The sequence below is a fragment of the Streptomyces sp. NPDC005898 genome (assembly GCF_040629635.1).
Taxonomy (GTDB): domain Bacteria; phylum Actinomycetota; class Actinomycetes; order Streptomycetales; family Streptomycetaceae; genus Streptomyces.
Window position 1 is genome coordinate 1 of sequence record NZ_JBEXWC010000042.1, and the last position, 24,446, is coordinate 24,446.

Genomic DNA, 24,446 nt, shown 5'->3' on the forward strand with positions numbered 1-24,446 from the left:
GATGGTGGTGACCTCGCCCAGCGGGAAGAGCAGCGCGCCCGTCGCGAGCGCGGTCACGGCCACGACCAGGGTCGCGACCAGGCAGAACGTCAGCGCCCCGCCAGGACAAGACCCCTGCCGCACACCGGCGTCCCGCCAGGGCAAATCGTCCGCCGCCTGACCGGGGCCCGCTGGCTCAGGGCACACCGCGCAAGGCAAGCCACCCCGGGCCACGGCAGGTCGCCGCCCGACCGAAGCCCCGCCGGCGGCCCAGGGCGCTCCGCGTCAGACAAGGCCCCCCGCCACGGCAAGGCACCGCCCGACCGAGACCCCGCCCGTCCAAGCCGCCCCGCCAGGGCAAGGCCCCCGCCGCCCAAGGCGTCCCGCCGCCAGGCAAGGCGTCCCGCCAGGCTAGGCGCCCCGCCAGCTAAGGCGTCCCGCCAGGCTAGGCGCACCGCCAGCTAAGGCGTCCCGCCAGGCAAGGCGTCCCGCCAGCCCAAGGCGCCCCGCCAGGCAAAAGCAAGGACCCCCCGCTAGCCCAGAATCACGCTTCGGGTCAGGTTACGGGGCCGGTCCGGGTCCTGGCCGTGGGATTCCGCCAGGGTCACCGCCAGGCGCTGCGCGCGGATCAGGTCCGCCAGGGGGTCCGCCTCCTGGCGGGCGACCAGTTCGCCGCCCACCCGGGCCACATCCGCCGCGAGGCCCTCCGGCAGCGTGCCGAACATCCACGCCACCCGGCCTGGGCCGGTGATGGAGATCGGCCCGTGGCGGTACTCCATCGCGGGGTACGCCTCCGTCCACGCCCCCGCCGCCTCCCGCATCTTCAGCGCCGCCTCCAGCGCCAGACCGTACGTCCAGCCCCTCCCCAGGAACGTCCACTGCTCCGCCTCGACCACCGCCGCCGGCAGCGGTTCCGTCACCGCGAGTTCCGCGTCGAGCGCCGCCTGCGCCACAGACTTGACGCCGGGGACGTCGCCGAGTCCGGCCCGCAGGAAGGCGAGCGCGGTCGTGGCGAAGCGGGTCTGGACGACCGATTCCTCGTCCGCCCAGTCCAGGACCGCCACCGTGTCGGCCGCGTCCATGACCGGCGTCCTCGGGTCGGCGGTCAGCGCGACGGTCGGGACCGTGCCCTTCAGCCGCCGGAGCAGGTCGAGCACCTCCGTCGTCGTACCGGACCGGGTGATCGCCACCACCCGGTCGTAGCGCCGCCCGGCCGGGAACTCCGACGACGCGAAGGCGTCCGTCTCGCCCTGCCCGGCGGCCTCCCGCAGCGCCGCGTACGCGAGGGCCATGAACCACGAGGTCCCGCACCCGGTGACGGCGACCCGCTCGCCCGGCCGCGGCAGCCCGTCGAACGATGCGGCTGCCTTCGCCGCCCGGTGCCAGCAGGCGGGCTGGGTGGCGATCTCTGCTGCGGTACGCGACATGCGACGAGGCTCCTACCGGGTGTGCGGTGCGTGCATACGTGCGAGGACGTGATGTGCTTAGCAGCCCCCGGGGCGGCCCGGCAATGGGGCCCCTGTCGCGCAAAGGGGCCGCCGTTGCACAAGTGATACTGGGCTGGTGTAGACCTTGTGTTCGAGTTCGGGGGAAACTCGGGGGAAAATCGCAGTTCGTAAGCGCTGGGGCGCGGACGCCTCCAGTACGCGGAAGCAATGAGGGTGGGACAGCTGTGCAGCGGCGCGTGACAGGACTGACCGCGGCGGTGGCCGCACTGGGCATGGCGGGAGTCCTCGCCGGCTGCGGCGGTCCCGGTGACTCCGGTGACGTCACCCTCAAGCTGGTGGCCGCCGACTACGGCGACTCCGCGGCGAACAGCTCCAAGAAGTACTGGGCGCAGGTCGTCGAGGGCTTCGAGAAGGACAATCCCGGCATCAACGTCGAGGTGAGCGTCCGCCCCTGGACCGACGTGGACCGCGAGGTCAAGGAGATGGTCAAGAAGGGCGACGCCCCTGACCTGGCGCAGATCGGCGCGTACGCCGACTACGCCGCGCAGGACAAGCTCTACGAGGCCGACGAGCTGCTCTCCATCGCCACCCAGGCCGACTTCCTGCCGCCGCTCGCCCAGGCCGGCGAGGTCAACCGCATCCAGTACGGGATGCCGTTCGCCTCCTCCACGCGCCTGCTGTTCTACAACACCAAGCTCTTCAAGGACGCGCACCTCACCCCGCCGCGGAGCTGGGGCGAGCTGCAGTCGGACGCCAAGGCGCTCAAGGCGCGCGGCGTGAAGATCCCCTACGCCCTGCCGCTGGGCCCGGAGGAGGCGCCCGCCGAGACGCTGATGTGGATGCTCAGCGGTGGCGGCGGCTACACCGACAACGTCGGCTCGTACGACATCGACTCCAAGCAGAACGCCAAGACGTTCGCCTGGCTCAGGGACGAACTCGTCGGCGAGGGCCTGACGGGGCCGACGGCGCCCGGTGAGCTGAACCGCGCCGAGGCGTTCGCGGCGTTCTCGCGCGGCGAGGTCGGCATGCTCAACGGCCATCCCACGCTGATGAAGATGGCCGCCAAGAAGGGCGTGAAGTTCGGCATGGTGCCGGCGCCCGGCATCAACGGCAAGGCGCGGGCCACGATGGGCGTCGCCGACTGGATGATGGCGTTCAAGCAGAACGGCCACCGCAAGGAGGTCGGCAAGTTCCTCGACTACGTCTACAGCAAGAAGAACGTGCTCGACTTCTCCAACGAGTACGACATCCTGCCCGTGACGACCTCCGCCTTCGACGCGATGTCCAAGGAGCGCGGCCACACCGACCTCGGCAAGTTCCTCGAGGAGCTGCCGACCTCGCAGCTGTACCCGGTGGGCAAGACGTCCTGGGCGCAGGTGTCCGCCGACGTGAAGAAGAACATCGGCAGGACCGTCGAGGAGAACGGCGACCCCGCCTCGGTGCTCTCCCAGATCCAGAACAAGGCGGCGACCGCGGAGAGCGCGGAATAGCCTGGTCGCATGACCGAGCAGCCACCCTCCGTCCAGCCGGAGCCCGCGCGGAAGCTCTCCGCGCGGGATCGCGCCGTGCTCGCCCTGGAGCGGCGCGACTGGCCCGCCCCCGGCGTGAAGGAACGCGCCGTCCGCGAGGAGCTGGGCATGGTGCCCGTGCGCTACTACCAGCTCCTCAACGCCCTGCTGGACGATCCCCGCGCCCTCGCGCACGACCCGATCACGGTCAATCGGCTGCGCCGGGTGCGGGAGTCCCGGCGCGAAGAGCGCTGACGCGGTTAAGGTCGGGCCCATGGGTGACTCTATGTACGCGCAGTCAGACCGGTCCGGACGTCCCGGCCTGCCCGAACCCGTGACGCCCGCGGGACGGGAGGGCCTCGCCGCGATCCTGGAGCGGCCGGAACGATCCGTCGTGGCCCTCGATTTCGACGGCACGCTCGCCGCGATCGTCCCCGACCCCGACCAGGCCCGCGCCCACCCGGACGCCGTGCCCGCGCTCGCCGCGCTCGCTCCGCGCCTGCGCTCCCTCGCCGTGGTCACCGGACGCCAGGCGGGCGTCGCCGTGCGCTACGGCGGCTTCGCGGGGGTGCCGGGGCTCGAACAGCTCGTGGTCCTCGGCCACTACGGCGCCGAGCGCTGGGACGCGGTGACCGGCACCGTGCAGGCCGCCGAGCCGCATCCCGGCGTCGCGGCCGTCCGGGCCGAGCTGCCCGGGTTCCTCGACACGATCGGCGCATGGCGCGGTACGTGGATAGAGGAGAAGGGCCGCGCCGTCGCCGTGCACACGCGGCGCGCGCAGGACCCGCAGGCCGCGTTCGAGGCGCTGCGCGGACCGCTCACCGAGCTGGCGCACCGGCACGGGCTGATCGTCGAGCCGGGCCGCATGGTCCTGGAGCTGCGCCCGCCGGGCATGGACAAGGGCGTGGCGCTCGCCGCGTACCTGCGGGAGGTCGGCGCGGAGTCGGTGCTCTACGCGGGCGACGACCTCGGCGACATCCCCGCCTTCGCCGCGGTCGAGAAACTCCGCTCGGACGGCATGGCGGGCCTGCTGGTGTGCAGCGGCAGCGCGGAGGTCACGGATCTCGCCACCCGAGCCGACCTGGTCGTAGACGGCCCCTCCGGAGTGGTCTCCCTCCTCACCACCCTCACCACCCACCTCCCCTGACCCAACGCCCCCTCAGCCCGGGGGCGCCCTCAGTACCGCGCCTGCTCCCGGCGAGGGCGTCCCCCATCCACCCGCCCTGACCACGGGCACGCCGGTGCCCCGCGAGAGCGTTCCAAGCGCCGCGCCGCCTCCCAGCGAGGGTGTTCCCCACCCACCCGCCCTGACCACCGACGCGCGGGTTCCCCGCGGGAGCGTTCCCAGTGCCGCGCCGCCTCTCGGCGAGGGTGTTCCTACCTGCCCCCCGGGGGACCCCGGCCCTCGCTGGTCGACGCGGGGTGAACGGGTGGGTGGGTGGGAAACATCCGCCGCGAAGCGGCGGCCTGGGAAGGAGCGCGAGGCGAGGCGCGCAATCGCCGGACGGCGGCAGCCCGGCCCAGGCGCCCCGCCCGGCACCGCGGGGAGCCGCCGACAGGCATGCCGCCCGCGGGCCGTCCGGGCTAGGCGGCGTCCCCGCCCGTCAGTTCGTGGAGCTGGTCCAGGAACCACTGGGCCGGCGGCAGTGCCGTGGAGGCCGCCGCCAGGCGCTTGGTGCGTTCGGCCCGTTCGGCCGGCGGCATGGAGAGGCCGGCGTGCAGCGCCTCGGCCGTGGCGCAGATGTCGTAGGGGTTGACCGGGATCGCGTCCTCGCCCAGTTCCTCGTACGCCCCCGCCTCCCGCGAGAGCACCAGCGCGCACCCCTCGTCGGAGACGACCGGCACCTCCTTCGCGACGAGGTTCATGCCGTCCCGGATGGGGTTGACCAGCGCCACGTCGGCGAGCCGGTAGGCCGCCAGCGAGCGGGCGAAGTCGTCGTCGACGCGCAGCAGCACCGGCGTCCACCCCTCCGTGCCGAACTCCGCGTTGATCTCCTCGGCGACCCGCGAGACCTCCGCGGTGTAGTCGCGGTACACCGCGAGGTCCTGCCGCGAGGGGTAGGCGAAGGCGACGTGCACGACCCGCTCGCGCCACTCGGGGCGGGTCCGCAGCAGCTCCCGGTAGGCCCGCATGCCCCGCACGATGTTCTTGGACAGCTCCGTCCTGTCCACCCGCACGATGGTCTTGCGGCCCTCGCCGACCTGCTCCCGCAGCGCCGCCATCCGCTCCTCGACGTCGTCCCGCCGCGAGCGCTCGCGCAGGAAGTCCGCGTCGGCGCCCAGGCCGTGCACGCCCACCCGCGTCCCGGACGTCCCGCCGAGCAGCCGCACGCAGCACTCCGTGAAGGCGTCCGCCCAGCGTCCTGTCAGGAAGCCGAGCCGGTCGGCGCCGAGCATGCCGCGCAGCACCTGTTCGGCCACGTCGTCCGGCAGCATCCGGAAGTAGTCGGCGGGCGCCCACGGCGTGTGCGAGAAGTGGCCGATCCGCAGGTCGTCGCGGAGTTCGCGCAGCATGCCCGGCACCAGCGTCAGGTGGTAGTCCTGCACGATGACCGCCGCGCCCGGCGCCGCCTCCGCCGCCAGCGCCTCGGCGAACGCCCGGTTGTACGTCTCGTACGCCTCCCACTGGGCGCGGAACTCGGGGCCGAAGGCCGGCTCCAGGGGCGTCTGGTAGAGCATGTGGTGCACGAACCACAGGACCGAGTTGGCGATGCCGTTGTACGCCGCCGTGTGCACGCCCTCGCGGGAGCCCGCGTCGATGTCGAGCATCCGGACGCCCGGCTCGGCGACGCCGCGCCGCACCGCCTCCCGGTCGCCCTCGCCGAGCGCCGCGCACACCCACAGGGCGGCGGGATCCTCGGGGGAGTCGCCGATGGCGCTCAGTCCGGAGACCAGGCCGCCGCCGCCGCGCCTGGCGGTCAGCTCCCCGTCCTCTCCGACGGTGTACGAGACGGGGCCGCGGTTGGACGCGACGAGTACCTGCGCTGCTGCTGTTCGGGGCTCGGGGACCATGTGGCCAAACGTAGCCCGTACCGGGCCCGGGCAAACGTGCGAGCGCCCGACGGTCACGCCACGCGGCGGTGCGCGTACTCCGCGATGCCGGCCATCGGCGGCCGCTCCTGGGTGTCCACCGCGTACGTCCGCGGCTCGAAGCCCCCCTCCCCCCGCTCGAACTGCGTCAGCTCGGGGCGTACGAGGTGGCCGCGCGCGAGCCGCACCTGCGCCGTGCGGTAGATGGCCGCCGCCATCCGGCCGAGGGCCTGCCCGTCCTGATGGCGGTGCTTGCGCACGCCGACGTCCACCTGCGCGAGCGCGTCCAGGCCCACCGTGTGCAGGGCGTCGACGAGCAGGCCCAGCTCCACCCCGTACCCGACGGGGAACGGCAGCCGCTCCAGGAGCGACCTGCGGGCCGCGTACTCGCCGCCGAGCGGCTGCACGAAGCCGGCGAGCCGCGGCCAGTGCATGTTCAGCAGCGGCCGCGCCATCAGCTCGGTGACCCGGCCGCCCTGGCCCGCGGCCTCCCCCAAGGGGCGGTCGTACATCGCCTTGACGAAGGCCACGTCGGGGTCGGTGAGCAGCGGGCCCACGATCCCCGAGACGAAGTCGGCGGAGAACTCCCGCAGATCGGCGTCGACGAACGCGACGACGTCCCCGCCGGTCACGAGCAGCGAGCGCCACAGCACCTCGCCCTTGCCGGGCAGCGGCGCGAGGCGCGGCAGTATCTCGTCGCGGTGGACGACCTTCGCGCCCGCCTCCCGCGCCACCTGCGCCGTGCGGTCCGTCGACCCGGAGTCGATCACCACCAGCTCGTCGACCAGCGGTGTCCGCTCGATCAGCTCGCGGCGGATCTCGGAGACGATCGCGCCGACCGTCTCCTGCTCGTCCAGCGCGGGCAGGACGACGCTCACCGAGGTGCCGGACGCGCGCTTGGCGGCGGCCAGCCGTTCCAGCGGGCGGTCGGCCACCGACCAGGAACGCCCGCTCAGCCAGCGCTCGACCTCTTCCAGCACGGTCAGAGTCCTCTCCAGTCATCCGTCATACGGCCCGTCATGTGATCCATCTCGCGGTTCGGACGACTATCTCAAGGGTCCGGGCCGTCGGTTACAGTCTTGAACAACGCCGGTCGCCGCCGCATGTCGGGGTCGCCGCGTGAGATCGACAACTGAAACCCACAATCGAATACCGCTCATCCAGAGGGGCAGAGGGATACGGCCCGTTGAAGCCCCGGCAACCCTCCCGCCGACCGCGAGGTCACGGTGGGGAAGGTGCCAATTCCGTCTCGCGGCGAGATGCGCCGCGAGGAAGATGAGGAGAAAGGGCCTCGCCTCCATGGCTGTGCAGACCGTCGCCACCGAGAACACCGCGACCTCCACCACCTCCGGGACTTCCGACCCCGCCGCGACCGTTGATCTCGGTCCCGCCTCGGGCCTCTCCTGCCGGGAATGCGGCACCACCTTCCCGCTCGGCCCGATCTTCGCCTGCGTCGAGTGTTTCGGCCCCCTCGAAGTGGCCTACGACCTTCCCCTCGGCGACCCCGAGGCGCTGCGCGCGCGGATCGAGGCGGGCCCCGCCAACATCTGGCGCTACGCCCCGCTGCTCCCCGTGCCCGCCGACGTCGCCGACAAGCCGAACCTCAACCCCGGCTGGACCAAGCTCGTCAAGGCCGACAACCTCGCGCGTGAACTGGGTGTCCAACAGGGCAAGTTGTTCGTCAAGGACGACTCCGGGAACCCCACGCACTCGTTCAAGGACCGGGTCGTCGCGCAGGCGCTCGAAGCGGCGCGCGCCTTCGGCTTCACCACCTTGTCCTGCTCCTCCACCGGCAACCTCGCGGGCGCCGTCGGCGCCGCCGCCGCCCGGGCCGGCTTCCGCTCCTGCGTGTTCATCCCGCACGACCTGGAGCAGGGCAAGGTCGTCATGGCCGCGGTCTACGGCGGCGAGCTGGTCGGCATCGAGGGCAACTACGACGACGTGAACCGCTTCTGCTCCGAGCTGATCGGCGATCCGCTGGGCGAGGGCTGGGGCTTCGTCAACGTCAATCTGCGGCCGTACTACGGCGAGGGCTCCAAGACCCTCGCGTACGAGATCTGCGAGCAGCTCGGCTGGGAGCTGCCGGACCAGCTGGTCATCCCGATCGCCTCCGGCTCCCAGCTCACGAAGATCGACAAGGGTCTGAAGGAGCTGATCGCGCTCGGTCTCGTCGCCGACAAGCCCTACAAGATCTTCGGCGCCCAGGCGGAGGGCTGCTCGCCGGTGTCGGCCGCGTTCAAGGCCGGTCACGACGTCGTGCGCCCCCAGAAGCCGAACACCATCGCCAAGTCCCTCGCCATCGGCAACCCCGCCGACGGGCCGTACGTGCTCGACATCGCGCGGCGCACGGGCGGCGCCGTCGAGGACGTGAACGACGAGCAGGTCGTCGACGCGATCAAGCTGCTCGCGCGGACCGAGGGCATCTTCGCGGAGACCGCCGGCGGTGTGACGGTGGGCGTCACGAAGAAGCTGGTCGAGGCGGGGCTCATCGACCCCTCCCTGACCACGGTGGTGCTCAACACCGGGGACGGCCTGAAGACGCTGGACGCCGTCGCCGAGACCTCGCAGGCCACCGCGACGATCAAGCCGAGCCTGGAGGCGTTCCGTTCGGCGGGCCTGGCCGGTTAGTCACCGCAGGGCCTTGGGTTCAGTCACCGCAGGGCCCTGAGTTTTCCCCCTTCGCGCCCCCGACGGGCGCCCCTTTGAGCTACCGAGGTGAACCCCATGAGCGTGAACGTCCGCATTCCCACCATCCTTCGCACCTACACCGGCGGCAAGGCCGAGGTGGCCGCCGAGGGGGCGACCCTGGGTGAGGTCATCGCCGACCTGGAGAAGAACCACACCGGCATCGCCGCCCGCGTCCTGGACGACCAGGGCAAGCTGCGCCGCTTCGTCAACGTGTACGTGAACGACGACGACGTCCGCTTCGAGCAGGGCCTGGAGACGGCCACCCCGGACGGCGCCGGCGTGTCGATCATTCCGGCCGTCGCAGGCGGATGACGCGATTTCGCAAGTTCCCTGCATAACCCGAATTGCCCTCTCCCGCGGACAAGCGGAGGGGGCAATTCTGCATGGTTGAGAGCGGTACAGTTGGGGAAGCTGCTTCGCCGTTTGTGCCGAGCGCATATACGAAGTCCGGCCGCTGCCGACAAGAAGTAGCCAAAGCACGTCGCCCTTTCGAGCCTTGTACGGCTTTTGCCCGGCCCGACTTGCCCCGACTTTGGCAAATTCTCCACATATTACCGATCAGGCGTGCCCGGATTTCTCGTCCGATTGACCTGTTGCAGAGGGCAGTTGGACAGATACATTCAGCGGCGGTCGACGCGTTCCGGCGCACACCCCCATATCAGTGGGGGGTGAGGTCTGACCCGGGTCCGCGAAGTGCGGTCCTGTGCAAGGGCCAGTAATAGGGGAGTTAGGCATGGCTCAGGGCACCGTCAAGTGGTTCAACGCGGAGAAGGGGTACGGCTTCATCGCGGTCGACGGTGGTGCGGATGTTTTCGTCCACTACAGCGCGATCCAGATGGACGGCTACCGCACCCTTGAAGAAGGTCAGCGAGTCGAGTTCGAGATCTCGCAGGGCCAGAAGGGTCCGCAGGCGGACATGGTCAAGCTCGCCGTCTAGCTCGGCGCGATCGACCACCGAAGCAAGTATCGCGAGGGGCTCGCATCCCACCAGGGGTGCGGGCCCCTCGCGCGTGCCCGGTTCCCGCCAGGCGTGCCAGGCGTGCCAGGCGCGCGGGCCCCTCGTGTGCGCCCGGCTCCGCGCGGGTATGCCCCCCGGGATCCCCCGGCGCACCTCGCCGAAGCGGCACGGGACTCTACGGGATCCGGGAGAGGCGCTTGCACTCGCAGGGGTCGAGTGCTAATCATTGGGCTTAGCACTCTCCCAGTGAGAGTGACAGAACTTGGATCGGGTCGGTGAGGTCCGCGGGCCGCGTGGGGCAAGGAACCACACGGTGCGCAGTCCGTCCGTCGCGGGCACCAGCACGGTCCGTTTGCGTTTCCACCCCTGTCCGGGAGGACCACTTCACATGGCCAAGATCATCGCGTTCGACGAGGAGGCACGGCGCGGCCTCGAGCGCGGCATGAACCAGCTCGCCGACGCCGTCAAGGTGACCCTGGGCCCCAAGGGTCGCAACGTCGTCCTCGAGAAGAAGTGGGGCGCCCCCACGATCACCAACGATGGTGTGTCCATCGCCAAGGAGATCGAGCTCGAGGACCCGTACGAGAAGATCGGCGCCGAGCTGGTCAAGGAGGTCGCGAAGAAGACGGACGACGTCGCCGGTGACGGCACGACGACCGCGACCGTCCTGGCCCAGGCCCTGGTGCGCGAGGGTCTGCGCAACGTGGCCGCCGGCGCCAACCCGATGGCCCTCAAGCGCGGCATCGAGAAGGCCGTCGAGGCCGTCTCCGGTGCCCTCCTTGAGCAGGCGAAGGATGTCGAGACCAAGGAGCAGATCGCTTCGACGGCCTCCATCTCCGCCGCCGACACCCAGATCGGCGAGCTGATCGCCGAGGCCATGGACAAGGTCGGCAAGGAAGGCGTCATCACTGTCGAGGAGTCCCAGACCTTCGGTCTGGAGCTGGAGCTCACCGAGGGTATGCGCTTCGACAAGGGCTACATCTCGGCGTACTTCGCCACTGACATGGAGCGTATGGAGGCGTCGCTCGACGACCCGTACATCCTGATCGTCAACTCCAAGATCTCCAACGTGAAGGACCTCCTTCCGCTGCTGGAGAAGGTCATGCAGTCGGGCAAGCCGCTGCTGATCATCGCGGAGGACGTCGAGGGCGAGGCGCTGTCCACGCTCGTCGTCAACAAGATCCGCGGCACCTTCAAGTCCGTCGCCGTCAAGGCCCCGGGCTTCGGTGACCGCCGCAAGGCCATGCTCGGCGACATCGCCATCCTCACCGGTGGCACCGTCATCTCCGAGGAGGTCGGCCTCAAGCTGGAGAACGCCGGTCTCGACCTGCTCGGCCGCGCCCGCAAGGTCGTCATCACCAAGGACGAGACGACCATCGTCGACGGCGCCGGTGACAGCGACCAGGTCCAGGGCCGCGTCAACCAGATCCGCGCCGAGATCGAGAACAGCGACTCCGACTACGACCGCGAGAAGCTCCAGGAGCGCCTGGCGAAGCTCGCGGGCGGCGTGGCCGTCATCAAGGCCGGTGCCGCGACCGAGGTCGAGCTGAAGGAGCGCAAGCACCGCATCGAGGACGCCGTTCGCAACGCGAAGGCGGCCGTCGAGGAGGGCATCGTCGCCGGTGGTGGCGTGGCGCTCATCCAGGCCTCCGCGGTCTTCGAGAAGCTTGAGCTGGACGGCGACGAGGCCACCGGTGCCGCTGCCGTGAAGCTGGCCCTCGAGGCCCCGCTGAAGCAGATCGCCGTCAACGCCGGCCTTGAGGGTGGCGTCATCGTCGAGAAGGTGCGCAACCTGCCCATCGGTCACGGTCTGAACGCCGCGACGGGTGAGTACGTCGACATGATCGCCGAGGGCATCCTCGACCCGGCGAAGGTGACGCGCTCCGCCCTGCAGAACGCCGCCTCCATCGCCGCGCTGTTCCTCACCACCGAGGCCGTCATCGCCGACAAGCCGGAGAAGGCGGGCGCCGCCCCGGCCGGCGGCGGCATGCCGGGCGGTGACATGGACTTCTGATCGACCTCTGGTTGATCACCGTCCTGACACACCGAGGGCGGCACCCCTTCTCGAAGGGGTGCCGCCCTCGGGCGTTTCGCACCGCTTGTTCCGGGATTCGGTGGCGGTCATCGTGCGCGGCCAGGGCCAGGGTGCTGATCGTCGGTGGCCGTCCGAGCGCCTGGGCCGTCAGGCGGGTGTCCGGTGGCGGGGGCGGTCGGCTGTGGCCTTTGCGGTGCGGGCCGCTGCCGCGTGGGCGCGGACCGCCTCGGGGGAGAGGGGGCCCTGACGGCGAGGGTCCGGTTTGCCTCGGCAGGGGCCGCATACGCCGCCGGGCAGTGCTTCCGGGCTGCCCGGCGCCCCACAGGTGGCGCACTCAAGGAGGCGCAGGGCGGGGCGGAGAGGTGGCTGCGGGGGCAGTTTGGAGGTCAGGCGGCTGCGGACCAGCGCCGCCGGGCTGTGGACCGGGGTGGGCAGACCGCAGGTGAGGGCACGCAGGACGTCCGCTTCGTCTGCGCCCCGCGCGAACCACTGCGTGACCAGCGGCTCCAGGCGCAGGCAGTCGACGTACGAGAGAGACAGCACGGGGGCCGTGCGGCCGAGCGCCGCCAGCAGGACATAGGCGCGGCTACGAATCGGCGGCCGGGACCGGCCCGGCCCGCTTTCTTCCGGTTCGCTTCCCTCCTGCGCGCTCTCCTCCGGTACTTCGCCGCGTGTGAAGGCGGACCACCAGGTGTCGTCCCGTGCGGTGCGGGAGAACCACGTTCGGGTGATCCAGCGGGTGCCGTCCGTGCCGCGCATGTGTTCCCTGCCGCGCCGCAAGTGGCCCGCCGCCTGGATCCTGTTGAGGGCGGTACGCAGGGCGCACTGGCCGTAGGGCAGCTCCTTGGCCAGCGTCTTCACCGAGATGTCGGTGCCGTCGGGGAGCCGGTCCAGGTACGCGGCGATGGCGGCCTCACGGGCCGGGAGGTGGCCGAAGTCGTGGTGGGTGCGGGGGCATTGGCCCGGCGCGGAGCGCTTGCCGTAGCCGGGGGCGGCCATCGGGTGGGGCGCGGTGGGCGGGGCCTGATGCGCGGGGAGGGGGGCAGCACTAAGCTTGGCGGCAGCCATGGATCGACCTCTGTTCTCGATCTTGTGGTCAGACCCCCGGCAGGTGTTCCAGCACCTGGCGGGGGTTGTTCGTTATGTGGGCACGGTAGAGCGTCGTCACGGTACGTGGCAAGCCGAACGCGGAATGTCCGCGATCATGTCAACTCGCAGGGAGGGAGGGCGGGTTGAGACCCGCCTCCCGTTCCATGAAAAGAGGGCTCGGGGCTGGCGGCTTGAGCTTCGGGGGAGGGTCCGTCATACAAGAGAGCTGCGCACGGCGTCGACCAGCGATGGTGTGTGGTCAGCCGGGCTGAAGCTCTCGGATGATCTGGTTCGACTTGTGACGTGCGGGTGTCGTGCGGGGGTCTTCGGGGTGTGCGGACGGGCCGAGGAGGTTCGCGCACACGAACAGCGTCATCAGCTTGCCGTCCCGGGTCTCGAAGTCGTGGCGTCGTTCCTCACGTACACGCTCGGCCAGGCCCGGTACGGCGAGGGAACTCGCCCACAAGGTCGCGGAATCGAGGCCGCGTGGTGCGTTGCCCCAGTCCTCCCAGTCGAAGAGGGAGAACGTGGGGGCGGTCATGTTGGCCCAGTTCAGGTCCGCATGAGCAGGAACCCAGCGCTCGACGGTCGTATCGAAGTCGGCGCCGGGCGCGATGCCGCGCACGGCCTCGGTGACCAGTTCCTGCGTGAGCGTGACGGTGTCGGGGGTGGCAACGCGCCGGGTCTCCTGGGCGGCGAGCGCGTCCAACGAGGCGTTGAGCGCCTGCCACCATGCGTCCTGGAGCTTCGGGTCGTCGCCGAGGACCGCGTTGCCGATGGGCGGGCTCGGCAAGAGGCCGGTTTCGTCGGCCCGCCACATCACCCGTTCCTCCGCGGCATCCCGCCAGACCACGCAGCCGTGCCAGGCGGGCTGTGCGACGCCTTCCAGGCGTGCGGCGCACTCCGTGCCGTTCCAGCCCTGCACGCCGATCCTGTCGAGTCCCCGTCTTTCGATACGGACCCACGTCCGTCGATCGGTACGCGCGCCGACCGTACGGCGCTTGCGTACCACCGTTCGCCGGTCCAGCACGACGTGGAGCGACCGCTCCACATGGGCGAGCACGGCGTCGACCGGCTCGACCCGCAAGTCCACCGCGCGCGCCGCACGTGCCTTGAGCGTCATGCGCGCGACCGTAGCACCGCCGGCCCGCGCGGGTGGGCGCCTTCCTCCGCCGCGATCGGCGGCACCGATGCGGCGGAGTTGGCGTGGGCTCAGTGGTTCTTTACCCCCGCGACGAACGTGGACCAGGTCGCTTCGCGGAACGCGAGGGTCGGGCCGGGGTTCTTGGAGTCCCGGACCGGAACGACCCCCGGGTGGCCGGCGGCGACTTCCAGGCAGTTCCCGCCTTCGCCACCGCTGCGGCTTGACTTGCGCCAAGTCGCGGCGACCTCCAGGCAGTCGGCGCCGCTGCCGCCGCTGTAGCTGGACTTGCGCCAGGTCGCGCTCTTCAGGTCGTACGTGGGGTTCGTGTGCTCCATGCTCGTCATCCCGTCTACTCGGTGAGTGGGTGCGGGTTGAGCTCCGGGCTCAGTCGCTCCTGACGCCCGCGATGAACGCGGACCAGGTGGCGGTGCGGAACGTGAGGTGGGGGCCTGCGGGGTTCTTGGAGTCACGGACCGGGACGATCCCCGGGTGTCCGTCACCCACTTCGAGGCAGTTGCCGCCGTCTCCGGCGCTGTGCGAGGACTTGCGCCAAGTGGCGACCTCCAGGCAGTTCCCACCACTGGCGTCGCTGTAGCTGGACCTGTGCCAGGTGGAGGTAGTCGCGTTGTGCTCAGGGCTAGTGCTCTTCATGGGCGTAATCCTCCGCCACTGATTCGATCAGGGCCAGGGATTCTTGTGGTGATAGTGCGCTGGCCCCAACCAAATCGTAGGTCAGTTCGTGACGGGCGACGATGGCCGGATCGTCTTCTAGCCGTCCGATGCCGAGCCCGTCAACAAAGGCAAGTGGGGGCGCGTCAGCGAACCGCATCAACTTGAGCGTGCCGCCCAGAGACATATGTGCACCGGCCTCGAACGGCAGCACTTGCACGATGAGCCGACACTTCCTTGCCAGCGCCGCTACGTGGCGCAGAGCCTCTGCCATGACGACCGCACCCCCGACCCTGCGGCGCAGGACCGCTTCGTCAAGGATGGTCCAGAACAACGGTGTTGTTGGGTCATCCAGAAGATGTGCTCGGTCCAGTCGGGCAACCACCAACTCGTCGATCACATCTTCCGTTGCTGTCGGCTGGTAGGCGCGGAAGACTGCTCGCGCGTAACCCCGCGTCTGTAAGAGACCGGGGAGCAACTGCGGGGCGTACTCGCGAATGGCCGTCGCGACGGCCTCCGCCTCTGCCGCCTCGGCGAAGTGATCGGGGTATTTTGACTTGCCGACGACCTCGCAGTTGCGCGTGAAGAAGCCGTCCGTGGCCAGCACGGCGTCGAAGTGGCGCGCGTACTCCAGGTGCATGCGCCGCGTCCCCGCCTCCAGCTGGCCGATGAACGAACCGCTGACGAACAGCGGCGCCCCCAGCGCCTCCTGGCTGAGGCCGGCCCGCTCACGGGCATGGCGCAGCTCGCAGCCGAGGAACGCCCGGGGGTTGGACGAGGGGTCGAGATTCTTGGGGCGGGTCATGGCGGGCAACTCCTCGGCTGGACACGGGGGGTTGTTGGGTCTGCGGTGCTTTTCAGGCTACGCACATGCGGCCACTCTGGGTGAGGTAACGGCAACACTCAGTGCGAAAGGCAAGGTTCATGGCACTCACGGCGGAGGAAAGGTTGCGGGCGGCGGAGAACGCCGTAGGGCAGTTGAAGGCGGCCCTCGGAGAGGTCGGCGTCACGCTGCCGTCGCTGCGGATGGACCCGCTGAGCGCGGCCGACAAGGGCGCGCTGCCCCTGGTGGAGCTGGGGCGCTGCAACCTCGACACCGCGCTGCGGCTGGTGGCGGTCCTGGAGGGGGCGCGATGAACGCGGAGGACCCGGACGTGCCGGAGACGGGGACGTACGCCGTGGACTTCCGGGACGGCAGCGTCGGCGAGGTGATGGGCTGCGAGGGCGGCCTGGTGCAGCTCAGGCCGATCGGCGGCGGCCGGGAGTGGGACTGCCCGCCGGCGTCGGTGGGGGAGGCGCCGTCGGCGGAGGTGCTGCGGGCGAAAGTGCGCCAGGTCAACCGGGAGGCGCGCCGGCCTTGATGCCGAGGCGGCTGAACTACAGGTCGCGGTACACGTCGCGTCGGTTGCCGACGTGGACGACGAGGATGACCAGGACGTCGTTCTGAATCTCGTAGACCACGCGGAAGCTGCCGACACGCAGTCGGTACAGGCCCTGGTGCCCGGTGAGCTTCTTGGTGTCGGCGTCCTCGCGATGCGGGTCGTCGCCGAGCAGGGCCAGGGATGTCAGGATGTGCAGCGCTTGTTGGCGGTCGATGGACCGGAGTTGGCGCTGGGCGTGCCTAGTGAAACGGAAGGCATACTTCACGCGGCGTCGCCGCCGGACCCGACGCCGGCGCCGTCACCTTCGAAGAGGTCCGCCAGGAGTTCGGCCATACCGACCGTCGGTTCACCCCGGTGCCGCTCCGCCTCGCGGGCCGCCAGTTCATCGGCTGCCTCATCCAGGGCGTCCAGCACCTCTATGGGCACAAGGGCAGCCACGCGCTTTCCCTTGCGGGTCAGTACGGTCACCTCGCCGGCCTCGGCTCTGTCGACGACGTCGGCGAGGTGGGCACGCGCTTCCCGGATGGTGACGTTCTCGCTCATGGCTCCAGTGTACGCGTGAGTGTGTACACCCGCCGGATATCCGCCGGGAACCCGCGCGGTCAGGCGTCGCGGGCCAGGTCCAGGGCGGCGCGGAGCCGGCCGTCGGTGGCGCGCAGGAGTTCGGCGGCCCGGGGGCCGTCGACGTTGCCGAGGAGGGTGAGGATGGCGTCCTTCACCTCGCCGTCCGTCGCGGCCAGGGCGGCCTCGATGTCCTCGTCACCGGCGCCGGTGGCGAGGGCGACGATCCGGCGGGAGCGGGCGCGCAGCTTCTCGTTCGAGGCGCGTACGTCCACCATGAGGTTCCCGTACGTCTTGCCGAGGCGGATCATCGTGATCGTCGACAGCATGTTCAGGACGAGCTTCTGCGCCGTGCCCGCCTTCAGGCGGGTGGAGCCGGTCAGGAGCTCGGGGCCCACGACGACCTCGATGCCGTGGTCGGCGGCGGCCGCGAGCGCGCTGTCCGCGTTGCAGGACAGGCCGATGGTCAGCGCGCCGTACCGCTTCCGGGCGTGCGTGACGGCGCCGATCGCGTACGGGGTGCGGCCCGACGCCGAGATGCCGACCACCACGTCGTCCGCCGTCAGCTTCAGGCCGTCCAGGTCCTCGGCGGCCAGCTCCCCGCTGTCCTCCGCGCCCTCCACCGCCCGGATCAGCGCGCTCGGCCCGCCCGCGATGAGGCCGACGACCTCGCCCGGGTCGGTGTTGAAGGTGGGCGGGCACTCGGAGGCGTCCAGGACGCCGAGGCGGCCCGCCGTGCCCGCGCCCGCATAGACCAGGCGCCCGCCCCGGGCCATCCGCTCGGCGGTGGCGTCGATCGCGGCGGCGATGGCGGGCAGCCGCTCGGCGACGGCCGCGGGCACGGAGGCGTCCTCGCCGTTCATGATCCGCGCGATCTCCAGGGTGTCCAGCCGGTCGATGTCGGACAGCTCGGGCCGGAACGCCTCGGTGGTGAGGGTGGCGAGCTGGGCGCGCAGCTCTCCGTAGTCTTCGGTCGAGGTCATGGTGGTGGTCACAGCTCTCTCGTCTGCGGGGCGGTGGGGGGTCGGTGGGCGGCGGGGCGGTGGGCGGTGGGCCAGCGAGGACGGCCGGTTCAGCGGCTGCCGTTGGTGCCGCCGCGCGGGCTGTGGCGGTGCGCGAGCGCTTCGTAGGAGGCCGCGAGCGCGGGCGCCGCCGTCTCGTACGTACGCTGGGCGACGCCCACGAACAGGCAGTCCACGACGAGCAGTTGACTCGTGCGGGACGACATGGCGGCCGGCCGCAGCTCGCTCTCGCGGGCCGTGGACGTGGTCAGTATGTGATCGGCGTACTGCGAGACGGCCCCGTCGGGGCGGCCGGTGATCGCGATCGTGGTGGCGCCGTGCTCGAAGGCGACCCGCAGCGGCTCTATGACGTCGCCCGTCGAACCGGAGTGCGTGATCGCGACGGCCACGTCCTTGGCGCGCAGCGTCACGGCGGTGGTGACCGCCAGGTGCGGGTCGGAGTGCGCGTGCGCGATGTGGCCGATGCGCAGCAGCTTCTGCGCCAGGTCCTGGGCGACCAGGCCGGAGGCGGCGACGCCGTAGACCTCCACGCGCCGCGCGGTGGCCAACGCGGCCACGGCGGCGCCCAGTTGCACGGTGTCCAGTGCGGCGGCGGTGTCGGCGAGGGTCTGCTGCTCGTCGTGGGCCAGCTTGGCGACGACGTCCGCGATGGGGTCGTCGACGGCGATGTCCGCGGTGACGGCGGGCGCCCGGCCGGACTGCTGCTGGGCGGCCAGGCCCGCGAGGGCGAGGCGCAGGTCGCGGTAGCCGGGGTAGCCGAGGAGGCGGGCGGTGCGGACCACCGTCGCCTCGCTGGTGCCGGTGAGTTCGGCGAGGCCGGTGACGGTGAGGGCGGCGCAGCCGGCGGGGTCGCCGGCGACGGCCTCGGCGACCCGCTGCATGGAGCGGGTCATCGACGGGGCGAGGGTGCGGACCTTGGCCGCGAGGGCGGCGGGGGCCGGGGGTGCGGCGCCCGCGAAAATTTCCTTCACGTCATGGGTCACCTCTGAAAGGTATTTTCAGGCCGGGGCGGGGTCAAGGTCTCGGCCACGCCCCCTGCCCGGTGGCCCGGTGGCCCGGTGGCTTGGGGGCCCGGTGGCTCGGTGGCTCGGTGGCTCGGTGGCCAGGGGGAACGGGGGAACGGGGGAACGGGGGAACGGGGCGTGTGGGGTGACAATGGCTCCATGGACACGATCGACCCCCTGGAGCAGGCACTGCACGCCGCCCGCGCGCTCGTCCTCGCCGACCTCGTCGCCCGCGAGGTCGCCGAGGCCGAGGTCGTCTCGCTCGTCGAGGAGTCGGTGGCGCACCGCCGCTGGTGGGTCGAGCAGTGGCCCGAAGGCATCGATTACGTCGCCGGGCTCGTCGCCCAGGACGTACAGGACGCGCTCCTGGAGCGGTACGGGCGCTGGCCGCTGTGCTCGGTCTGCGGCTCGGGCGACCCGCACGCCCTGGACGTGGAGCCGGAGCTGGGCCCCGACCCGCACTGGGTGTGCGGCAAGGCGGGCGTGGTGGTGGCGCCCGTGGGGAAACTGACGTGACCCTCTACATCGACCCGCCGACCTGGCCCGGCCACGGCCGCATGTGGTCCCACCTGGTCAGCGACGTCTCGTACGAGGAGCTGCACGCGTTCGCGGCGTCCATCGGCGCCCCGCCGCGCGCCTTCGACCGCGACCACTACGACATCCCCGCGCACCGGTACGAGGACGCCGTGCGGGCGGGCGCGGTCGAGACCGGCTCCAAGGAACTGGTCCGCAGGCTCACGGAGGCGGGGCTGCGCAGGCCCAAGGGGCGTCCGGCCCCGGGCGGCCCCGGTCCGGCGGCTCCTCCAGGGGCACCACCAGCGGCGCCTTCCGCGTGAGGGACTCTGGCCTGAACCACTCCTGCGCCTCGTGCCGCAGGCCCAGCTCCGTGGCCGACAGCGCCACGTCGTGGAACGGCATTGACAGGTGCACCGCGATCGAGGCGAGGGTGGCGAGGGAGACACGGGCCTCGGGCCGCCGCCAGTCGGATGCGGCGAGCGGTACGGGGCTCAGCGCTCCGAGCAGCACGTGCCCCGCCTCGCGCTCGCCGTACCAGTCCTGCGACGGCTCGGTCACCTCGTAGCCCAGCCCCGTCAGGTGGTGGGCCAGGACGGATGTGTCCGGAGTCGCAATGCCCTGCCCGTCGAGGTGCCCGTACGGCATCCCGGCGTGGAGCGCGGCGGCGAGGAGTTCGGCAGGACGGACGGGGTGGGCCGGGTCGGGGAACATGTCCTGGCGGATCACCTGGGCGTCCCGGTTCTGCAGCCGGGCCAGCACGTGGGCGTCCAGCTCGCACTCATAGCCCAGCGCGGCCAAGCGGGCCACGGCCGCCCTCGGTGTGATGTCGGCGGTGACGGCTCTCTCCGCGACCACGGCCAGGGAGAGCGGACAGTCCTCGTCGAACCGGTGGTACGACACCCCGAGGCCCAGGAAGGCGATGTCCTCGGCCGACGGCAACTCCTCCTCGGCGTCAGGCACCTCGGCCACCTCGTACCCCAGCGCGCGCAGCCGAGCCGCCGCGTCGTGCGGGGACTGGCCCGAACGCCGGGCGACCGCCGTCACGTACCGCAGCGGCACGGGGTGGTCGACCTCGGGCTTGGCGGAGTCGTGGCCCAGCAGGGCGTGGTCGTCGTCGGTGAGGGCGGGAACCATCGACGCGGCGTCCGGGACGACGAAGCCGAGCCCCTGGAGAATGCGGGTGATCCCGGTCAAGGCCATCCCGGTGGTGTAGGCGACGTCCGCCAACTGCGCGGGCAGCAGGACGTGGGCGGTGTCCGGGGGCGGCGGCTCGGCGAAGCCGTCCCACAGCCGGTCGACGACGTTGTGTTCCTCCTCGGTCCACGAGGTCCGCTCCGGGGGTCCGTCCGGCACGTCGAACCCCAGCTCGCGCAGCCGCCGGGCCGCGTCGGGCGCCGGACGGTCGGCGAGGACGGCGCTGACGCAGATCTGCGCCGTGTGCAGCGCGGCGCCCGGCGCCAGCCAGCCGGTGAGGTTACCGAGCGGGCGCAGCAGCGACACGTCCTCTGGGGTCACGCCCGCCGTGCCGCCCAGCGGGGCCGTGCGGTAGCCGAGCGCGGTCAGCCGCTCCACGATCTCGACGGCCCCCAGGCCGGTGGACCTGACCGCCTGGAACACCGCCGGCGGGTCGATCTCCTCGGCCGGGTCCCGCCAGGGGAAGAGCGCGCCGAGACTGACGAGACCGGTTTCGATGAGGGCGCGTGAGGGCTGGTCCGACAGCAGGACGCCATCGGGGCCGTCCAGCCAGAGCGTGAACCCGAGGTCCCAGCGTGGGAAGTCCTCCTCGGTGAGCCGGGTCAGCAGCGTCAGGTCGGAGGGACGCGCGCAGAGCGGCGCGCCCGGCTCACGCTCCTTCTCGGTGAGCGGCACGCCGAGCCCGGCGCGGTACAGGGCCAGCAGGCGCCAGCGCAGCACCGGCTCCGGCAAGTTGGTGAGGAAGGACGCCGCGTGGTGCCGCTGCTCCGCCGGATAGCGGCCGGTGACCAGGGGCAGCAGCGTCTCGTCCGGCGGGAAGAACCCGATCCGGCTGAACGGCACCACCACGTCCCCGAGCTGCCACGGGGCGTCGGTGAGCCGGGCCTGCTCGGCGATGTGGTCCGCGAGAGGGAGGACCGACGAACTGACGCCGGACAGCCACTTGGCCGTGGGCAGCGGCCCCTCGGCGGTGAGGAGGCCGGGCACGGCGGCCTTCGCCCGCTCGATCGCGTGTGCCCGGTCGTAGGAGCGGATGCGCCGACGGTCGACGCTCAGTTCGGGGCGCCGGCGCCCGTGCAGATTCAGCAGGATGCCGTACGGCACCATGGGGCCGCCCCCACCCGCGTACAACCCGTCCGCGAGGACGTAACCGCGGCGGTCCACCCACCACAGGTCCGGGTCGTCGGAGGGGTGGCCCTCCGTGTCGCCCGGGGTGAACCCGCCGTGCCGCTCCAAGCCGCTCGGCGACAGTTCTCCCGGCAGCCACTCGTGGCGCCGCGAGCCGTGCTCCGCCGTCGTGCGGTACGGCGCCACCCAGAGCGTCCGCTGGAGCGCCTCCACACACGACACGGGTGTCTCGTGCCGGGTGAGCAGCAGCTTCACCGATGTGCCCGACGCCGTGCCGGGGCCCAGGTCCTCGACCCGGAAGAGGTTGCCGGGGCCGGCGATCGTCACTCGGAGCAGCCGTCCGGGGCGGCCGTCCCGGCCCAGGCGGCAGGTGAGGACGACGATCTCATCGGCCAGCATGAAGTAGCTCAGGACCCCGATCCCGAAACGGGAGTTGGGGTGCAGCTCGATCCTCGGCTCGGGCAGCTCCGCCCACAAGGCCTGTTCCTCGATGTACTCGGGCAGGTCCACGAAGCGGGCGCCGCCCTGGGAGAAGACGTTGCTCAGCTCGTCGATGCCCATGCCGATGCCGTTGTCGCGGCACTCCAGATAGGGGCGCCCCTTGTCGTCGATGCCCTGGAAGAAGTCGATCCGTCCCTCCCCGGCGTCGACCGGGCGCCCGGTGCGCCGCAGGTACTGGAGGCGGCAGTCGCTGTAGCGGACGGCGTCCAGCGCGTTCTGGTACAGCTCGCGCACCGCCAACTCCCGCTCTCCGTAAAGCTCCTCGCCCATGAGGAGTTCCTGGACGCGGTCCTCGGCGAGCTGGAAGCGGATGCCGTCCGAGAGCTGGTCGGGGGTGTTCTCGCTGAGCCGTACCCGCGAGCCGTCCGCGTACGGCGGCAGACCGCTCAGCGGGGTCAGCGCCGGACTCTTCGCGCCGTTGATGTCCCGCAGCAGACCGTCCACCCGGGCGGCGTGCTCGCGCAGGGCGATCTGCACCGCCGGGTGCCCGCACACCGCGTTCAGGGAGCGGCCCATGCCCGACGTGCGCCAGTCCGAGCCGCGCACCGTGGCCACCAGCTCGGCGAGGTCGACACTGTCCGAGATGCCGAGGTGCTCCACGACGATCTCCGGCAGGTCCAAGGGGTCCACCGCCATCGCGTACGCGGCCTTGGTAAGCGCCGCGACCAGCGGCTCGCGCACCTCGTGGTCGTCGCCGGTGCTCGCGGCGACCTCGTCGTGGTCCCGCAGGCCGCCGCCGCGGGGCGTGGCGAAGGGCGCCGCTCGATGTTCCTGGAGGAAGCGCATCAGACGGTTCTCCGAGAGGGCCTGCGCCACCCACCCCGGATGGTCCGAATCGTCCGCGGAACTTTCGGCGGGCGCCTGCGGTGAACCTTCGAGAAGCTCCTTCAACGACGCCGCGGAGTACACCGAAGGCTGCTGGATCAGCCAGCGGTGGAAGAGCCACCACCGGATCCGCGCCAGCGAGCCGTCGGTGGACTTGGCCTGCTCCAGGGCGCGCAGCCTGCGCCTGACGCGCGGAAAGCCCTGGGTGAAGTTCTCGAAGCGGTCCCGGTCGGGTCCCGTTACCGCCTTCGCGTCGGCGAGGACACCGGCGTGCCGGTTCGCCTCCTGCGCCCAGAAGGCCTGCTCGACCAGCGGCAGCAGTACGGCGAGTGCGGCCTCGGACGGCGAGAACTGCACGTCGTCGGCGAGCCGGCGGGCCAGGAAGCCGAGCCGGCCGTGGGCGCGCAGCGCCAGTTCCGCGTCGTGCCACGGGTCCTCGCGCAGCGCCGGCGCCGCCGCCTCGTAACCGGCGGCGAGCCGCCCCGCGAGGGTGACGCACAGTTCGTGGAGGGTGTCGCGGACCGGGCCCGGCCGGGTGCGCTGCCACACCGGATGCTTGCGGACGGAGCGGATCCAGGGATGCGCCTCGATGTGCCGGTCGGGGCCCGGGAGCAGCGGGAAGTCCCGCTCGCCGGGATCCAGTTCGCAGATCACCTTCAGTTGCTGCGGGTCGCGGCCCGGCTTGTAAGCGCGGTGCAGCGTCTCGACCCGGCGCTGCGTCTGCTCGGAGAACTCCCCCAGCCGCATCGCGTGCGGGTGGCGTGCGATGACGTCCGCCGCGGCACGTGAGAAGAGGCTGAACGACTCGCCCGGCTGGATGTCGGTGGCGGTGCCGGGCGCCGCGGTGTCCGACTCGCGGACGAACAGGGCCTGCTGGGCCGCCGAACAGGCGTAGACGTAGGCGACCTTGCGGCGCAGCGTGTCGTGGACCTTGCGCCGGGACCAGCGCCGGATGCCGGGCGGGTCGCCCTTGGTGTCCCGCTGGACGCCCTCGCGGCATGCGTCGACCAGGAAGACGACGTGGCCCGCGCGCGACTCCTCCAGCTCCTTGCGCCAGCCGATCTCGACGCAGCTGTCAGAGAACGGCTCGACGTCGAACGTGGCGTCCTCCGGGATCAGGAAGTCCTTGCCGTCGAAGTGGTGGCCGTGCCCGCTGAGCAGGATCAGCAACGTGTCGTCCGCCCTGGCGTCCCGCAGGAAGCCGCGGACCTGGGCGTGGATGACGCTCGGGATGATGCCCCGCTTGTTCTCGACGATCTCCACCGACGCGAAGCCGCGGTCGGTGAGGACATCGCGCATCCGCACCAGGTCGTCCTGGATGAAGGGAAGATGGTCGATCAGCGGATCGTCGTACTCACTCGCCCCGATGAGCAGGGCCTTGTGCTGGGGCACGGCCGCGGCCTCAGGCGGTGGGACGCTTGAACGTAAGGGTCAGGCCTCGCGTGCCCTGCACCTGGCCGGTGCCGATGAGCTGGATGGCGCCGCTCGCGGTGACCTGGAAGGACAGCTGGGCCTCCGCCAGTGGCAGGGTGCCCTGGCGCGCGGAGATGTCCGCGAAGACCTGCTGGAGGGCATCGACGGTCTCCGCGAGGTTCTTGCGGAGCGGGCCGAGCGGGACAGAGCGCAGCACCGCGTCGCCGTCCCGGCCGAACAGGCCCATCGAATCGGCGTCGGCCGGGTCGTCCTCGTCCGTGGCGGCCACCCAGAAGGGCAGGGACCGGCCTTCGACGCGGTCCACCGCGTCTGCCCCGTCAGTCTCGTTCAT

At 71.4% G+C, this 24,446-nt stretch carries 25 protein-coding genes, 1 pseudogene and 1 riboswitch; of the genes and pseudogenes, 11 read left to right on the plus strand and 15 right to left on the minus strand.

Going from position 1 to position 24,446, the window contains the following annotated elements; translation table 11 throughout:
• Window positions 1-186 (minus strand): annotated as a pseudogene (locus ABZ385_RS32130) (hypothetical protein); the annotation flags it as partial.
• Between the two features lie 326 nt (window positions 187-512).
• Window positions 513-1,406, minus strand: a complete 894-nt coding sequence (locus ABZ385_RS32135) for a sugar isomerase (RefSeq protein WP_358914101.1) — start codon at window positions 1,404-1,406, stop codon at window positions 513-515.
• A 293-nt stretch (window positions 1,407-1,699) separates the two neighbouring features.
• Between ABZ385_RS32135 and ABZ385_RS32140 the strand changes: the two genes are divergently transcribed.
• From ABZ385_RS32140 to otsB, 3 genes are read left to right on the plus strand one after another with little or no spacing between them, the layout of a single operon-like run.
• A complete protein-coding gene (locus ABZ385_RS32140; protein WP_358588376.1) occupies window positions 1,700-2,917 on the plus strand; it encodes an extracellular solute-binding protein in 1,218 nt (405 codons plus the stop codon).
• A 9-nt stretch (window positions 2,918-2,926) separates the two neighbouring features.
• On the plus strand, window positions 2,927-3,190 hold the full coding sequence (locus ABZ385_RS32145; protein WP_358914102.1) for a DUF3263 domain-containing protein: 264 nt from the start codon (window positions 2,927-2,929) through the stop codon (window positions 3,188-3,190).
• Window positions 3,191-3,209: 19 nt separating this feature from the next.
• The gene (otsB, locus tag ABZ385_RS32150; RefSeq protein WP_358588365.1) at window positions 3,210-4,082 is read left to right on the plus strand and encodes a trehalose-phosphatase; all 873 of its coding nucleotides are present in this window, start codon (window positions 3,210-3,212) and stop codon (window positions 4,080-4,082) included.
• Window positions 4,083-4,519: 437 nt separating this feature from the next.
• Here otsB and ABZ385_RS32155 read toward each other — a convergent pair whose 3' ends face one another.
• Both ABZ385_RS32155 and ABZ385_RS32160 read right to left on the minus strand, forming a co-directional pair.
• The gene (locus ABZ385_RS32155; RefSeq protein ID WP_358588367.1) at window positions 4,520-5,947 is read right to left on the minus strand and encodes a trehalose-6-phosphate synthase; all 1,428 of its coding nucleotides are present in this window, start codon (window positions 5,945-5,947) and stop codon (window positions 4,520-4,522) included.
• Window positions 5,948-6,000: 53 nt separating this feature from the next.
• Window positions 6,001-6,945: a glucosyl-3-phosphoglycerate synthase gene (locus tag ABZ385_RS32160; protein ID WP_358588369.1), complete on the minus strand. Its 945-nt coding sequence runs from the start codon at window positions 6,943-6,945 to the stop codon at window positions 6,001-6,003.
• A 173-nt stretch (window positions 6,946-7,118) separates the two neighbouring features.
• Window positions 7,119-7,247, plus strand: a riboswitch (SAM riboswitch).
• Here ABZ385_RS32160 and thrC point away from each other — a divergent pair.
• The 4 genes from thrC (at window position 7,241) to groL (ending at window position 11,625) form a co-directional block, all read left to right on the plus strand.
• Window positions 7,241-8,593 (plus strand): threonine synthase, encoded by a 1,353-nt coding sequence (gene thrC, locus ABZ385_RS32165; protein ID WP_358697070.1) that lies wholly within the window; start codon window positions 7,241-7,243, stop codon window positions 8,591-8,593. (Overlaps the previous riboswitch by 7 nt.)
• A 96-nt stretch (window positions 8,594-8,689) precedes the next feature.
• Window positions 8,690-8,965, plus strand: a complete 276-nt coding sequence (locus ABZ385_RS32170) for a ubiquitin-like small modifier protein 1 (RefSeq protein WP_150169311.1) — start codon at window positions 8,690-8,692, stop codon at window positions 8,963-8,965.
• Window positions 8,966-9,386: 421 nt separating this feature from the next.
• Window positions 9,387-9,590, plus strand: coding sequence for a cold-shock protein (locus tag ABZ385_RS32175; RefSeq protein ID WP_005315736.1), 204 nt, complete (start codon window positions 9,387-9,389; stop codon window positions 9,588-9,590).
• 409 nt (window positions 9,591-9,999) lie between these two features.
• Window positions 10,000-11,625, plus strand: coding sequence for a chaperonin GroEL (gene groL / locus ABZ385_RS32180; protein WP_358588374.1), 1,626 nt, complete (start codon window positions 10,000-10,002; stop codon window positions 11,623-11,625).
• Window positions 11,626-11,793: 168 nt separating this feature from the next.
• Here the strand turns inward: groL and ABZ385_RS32185 are convergent, their stop codons facing one another.
• The 5 genes from ABZ385_RS32185 to ABZ385_RS32205 all read right to left on the minus strand — a co-directional run bounded on the left by ABZ385_RS32185 (window position 11,794) and on the right by ABZ385_RS32205 (window position 15,353).
• Window positions 11,794-12,645 carry a hypothetical protein gene (locus ABZ385_RS32185; protein ID WP_358914103.1) on the minus strand — a complete coding sequence of 284 codons (852 nt, stop codon included), beginning with the start codon at window positions 12,643-12,645 and terminating at the stop codon, window positions 11,794-11,796.
• Window positions 12,646-12,994: 349 nt separating this feature from the next.
• Window positions 12,995-13,858 carry a hypothetical protein gene (locus ABZ385_RS32190; RefSeq protein WP_358587230.1) on the minus strand — a complete coding sequence of 288 codons (864 nt, stop codon included), beginning with the start codon at window positions 13,856-13,858 and terminating at the stop codon, window positions 12,995-12,997.
• Between the two features lie 89 nt (window positions 13,859-13,947).
• Window positions 13,948-14,214: a DUF397 domain-containing protein gene (locus ABZ385_RS32195; protein WP_358587232.1), complete on the minus strand. Its 267-nt coding sequence runs from the start codon at window positions 14,212-14,214 to the stop codon at window positions 13,948-13,950.
• Window positions 14,215-14,263: 49 nt separating this feature from the next.
• Window positions 14,264-14,530, minus strand: a complete 267-nt coding sequence (locus ABZ385_RS32200; RefSeq protein ID WP_358587235.1) for a DUF397 domain-containing protein — start codon at window positions 14,528-14,530, stop codon at window positions 14,264-14,266.
• The gene (locus ABZ385_RS32205) at window positions 14,517-15,353 is read right to left on the minus strand and encodes a helix-turn-helix transcriptional regulator (RefSeq protein ID WP_358587237.1); all 837 of its coding nucleotides are present in this window, start codon (window positions 15,351-15,353) and stop codon (window positions 14,517-14,519) included. The genes ABZ385_RS32200 and ABZ385_RS32205 overlap by 14 nt, the downstream gene beginning before the upstream one ends.
• A gap of 119 nt (window positions 15,354-15,472) precedes the next feature.
• Here ABZ385_RS32205 and ABZ385_RS32210 point away from each other — a divergent pair, with 119 nt between their 5' ends.
• Window positions 15,473-15,685, plus strand: coding sequence for a hypothetical protein (locus ABZ385_RS32210; RefSeq protein ID WP_358587239.1), 213 nt, complete (start codon window positions 15,473-15,475; stop codon window positions 15,683-15,685).
• Entirely contained in the window at window positions 15,682-15,909 is a 228-nt protein-coding gene (locus tag ABZ385_RS32215) for a hypothetical protein (RefSeq protein WP_358587241.1), read from the plus strand. The genes ABZ385_RS32210 and ABZ385_RS32215 overlap by 4 nt, the downstream gene beginning before the upstream one ends.
• Before the next feature lie 16 nt (window positions 15,910-15,925).
• On the opposite strand, the gene ABZ385_RS32220 is transcribed toward ABZ385_RS32215, so the two are convergent.
• From ABZ385_RS32220 to ABZ385_RS32235, 4 genes are all read right to left on the minus strand, one after another.
• Window positions 15,926-16,195, minus strand: coding sequence for a type II toxin-antitoxin system RelE/ParE family toxin (locus ABZ385_RS32220; RefSeq protein WP_358587243.1), 270 nt, complete (start codon window positions 16,193-16,195; stop codon window positions 15,926-15,928).
• The gene (locus ABZ385_RS32225) at window positions 16,192-16,473 is read right to left on the minus strand and encodes a type II toxin-antitoxin system Phd/YefM family antitoxin (protein WP_358587245.1); all 282 of its coding nucleotides are present in this window, start codon (window positions 16,471-16,473) and stop codon (window positions 16,192-16,194) included. The genes ABZ385_RS32220 and ABZ385_RS32225 overlap by 4 nt, the downstream gene beginning before the upstream one ends.
• Window positions 16,474-16,532: 59 nt before the next feature.
• Window positions 16,533-17,474, minus strand: coding sequence for an N-acetylmuramic acid 6-phosphate etherase (gene murQ / locus ABZ385_RS32230; protein WP_358587248.1), 942 nt, complete (start codon window positions 17,472-17,474; stop codon window positions 16,533-16,535).
• 89 nt (window positions 17,475-17,563) lie between these two features.
• Window positions 17,564-18,496 (minus strand): MurR/RpiR family transcriptional regulator, encoded by a 933-nt coding sequence (locus ABZ385_RS32235; RefSeq protein WP_358587250.1) that lies wholly within the window; start codon window positions 18,494-18,496, stop codon window positions 17,564-17,566.
• Window positions 18,497-18,676: 180 nt separating this feature from the next.
• Between ABZ385_RS32235 and ABZ385_RS32240 the strand changes: the two genes are divergently transcribed.
• Together ABZ385_RS32240 and ABZ385_RS32245 are read left to right on the plus strand one after the other, a co-directional pair.
• The gene (locus tag ABZ385_RS32240; protein WP_358587252.1) at window positions 18,677-19,033 is read left to right on the plus strand and encodes a hypothetical protein; all 357 of its coding nucleotides are present in this window, start codon (window positions 18,677-18,679) and stop codon (window positions 19,031-19,033) included.
• On the plus strand, window positions 19,030-19,353 hold the full coding sequence (locus tag ABZ385_RS32245; protein WP_358914104.1) for a DUF4031 domain-containing protein: 324 nt from the start codon (window positions 19,030-19,032) through the stop codon (window positions 19,351-19,353). Before ABZ385_RS32240 ends, ABZ385_RS32245 begins: the two co-directional genes overlap by 4 nt.
• On the opposite strand, the gene ABZ385_RS32250 is transcribed toward ABZ385_RS32245, so the two are convergent.
• Together ABZ385_RS32250 and ABZ385_RS32255 are read right to left on the minus strand one after the other, a co-directional pair.
• Window positions 19,253-24,073: a caspase family protein gene (locus tag ABZ385_RS32250; protein ID WP_358914105.1), complete on the minus strand. Its 4,821-nt coding sequence runs from the start codon at window positions 24,071-24,073 to the stop codon at window positions 19,253-19,255. The two genes, ABZ385_RS32245 and ABZ385_RS32250, sit on opposite strands and share 101 nt — an antisense overlap.
• Before the next feature lie 10 nt (window positions 24,074-24,083).
• Window positions 24,084-24,446, minus strand: a complete 363-nt coding sequence (locus tag ABZ385_RS32255) for a hypothetical protein (RefSeq protein WP_358914106.1) — start codon at window positions 24,444-24,446, stop codon at window positions 24,084-24,086.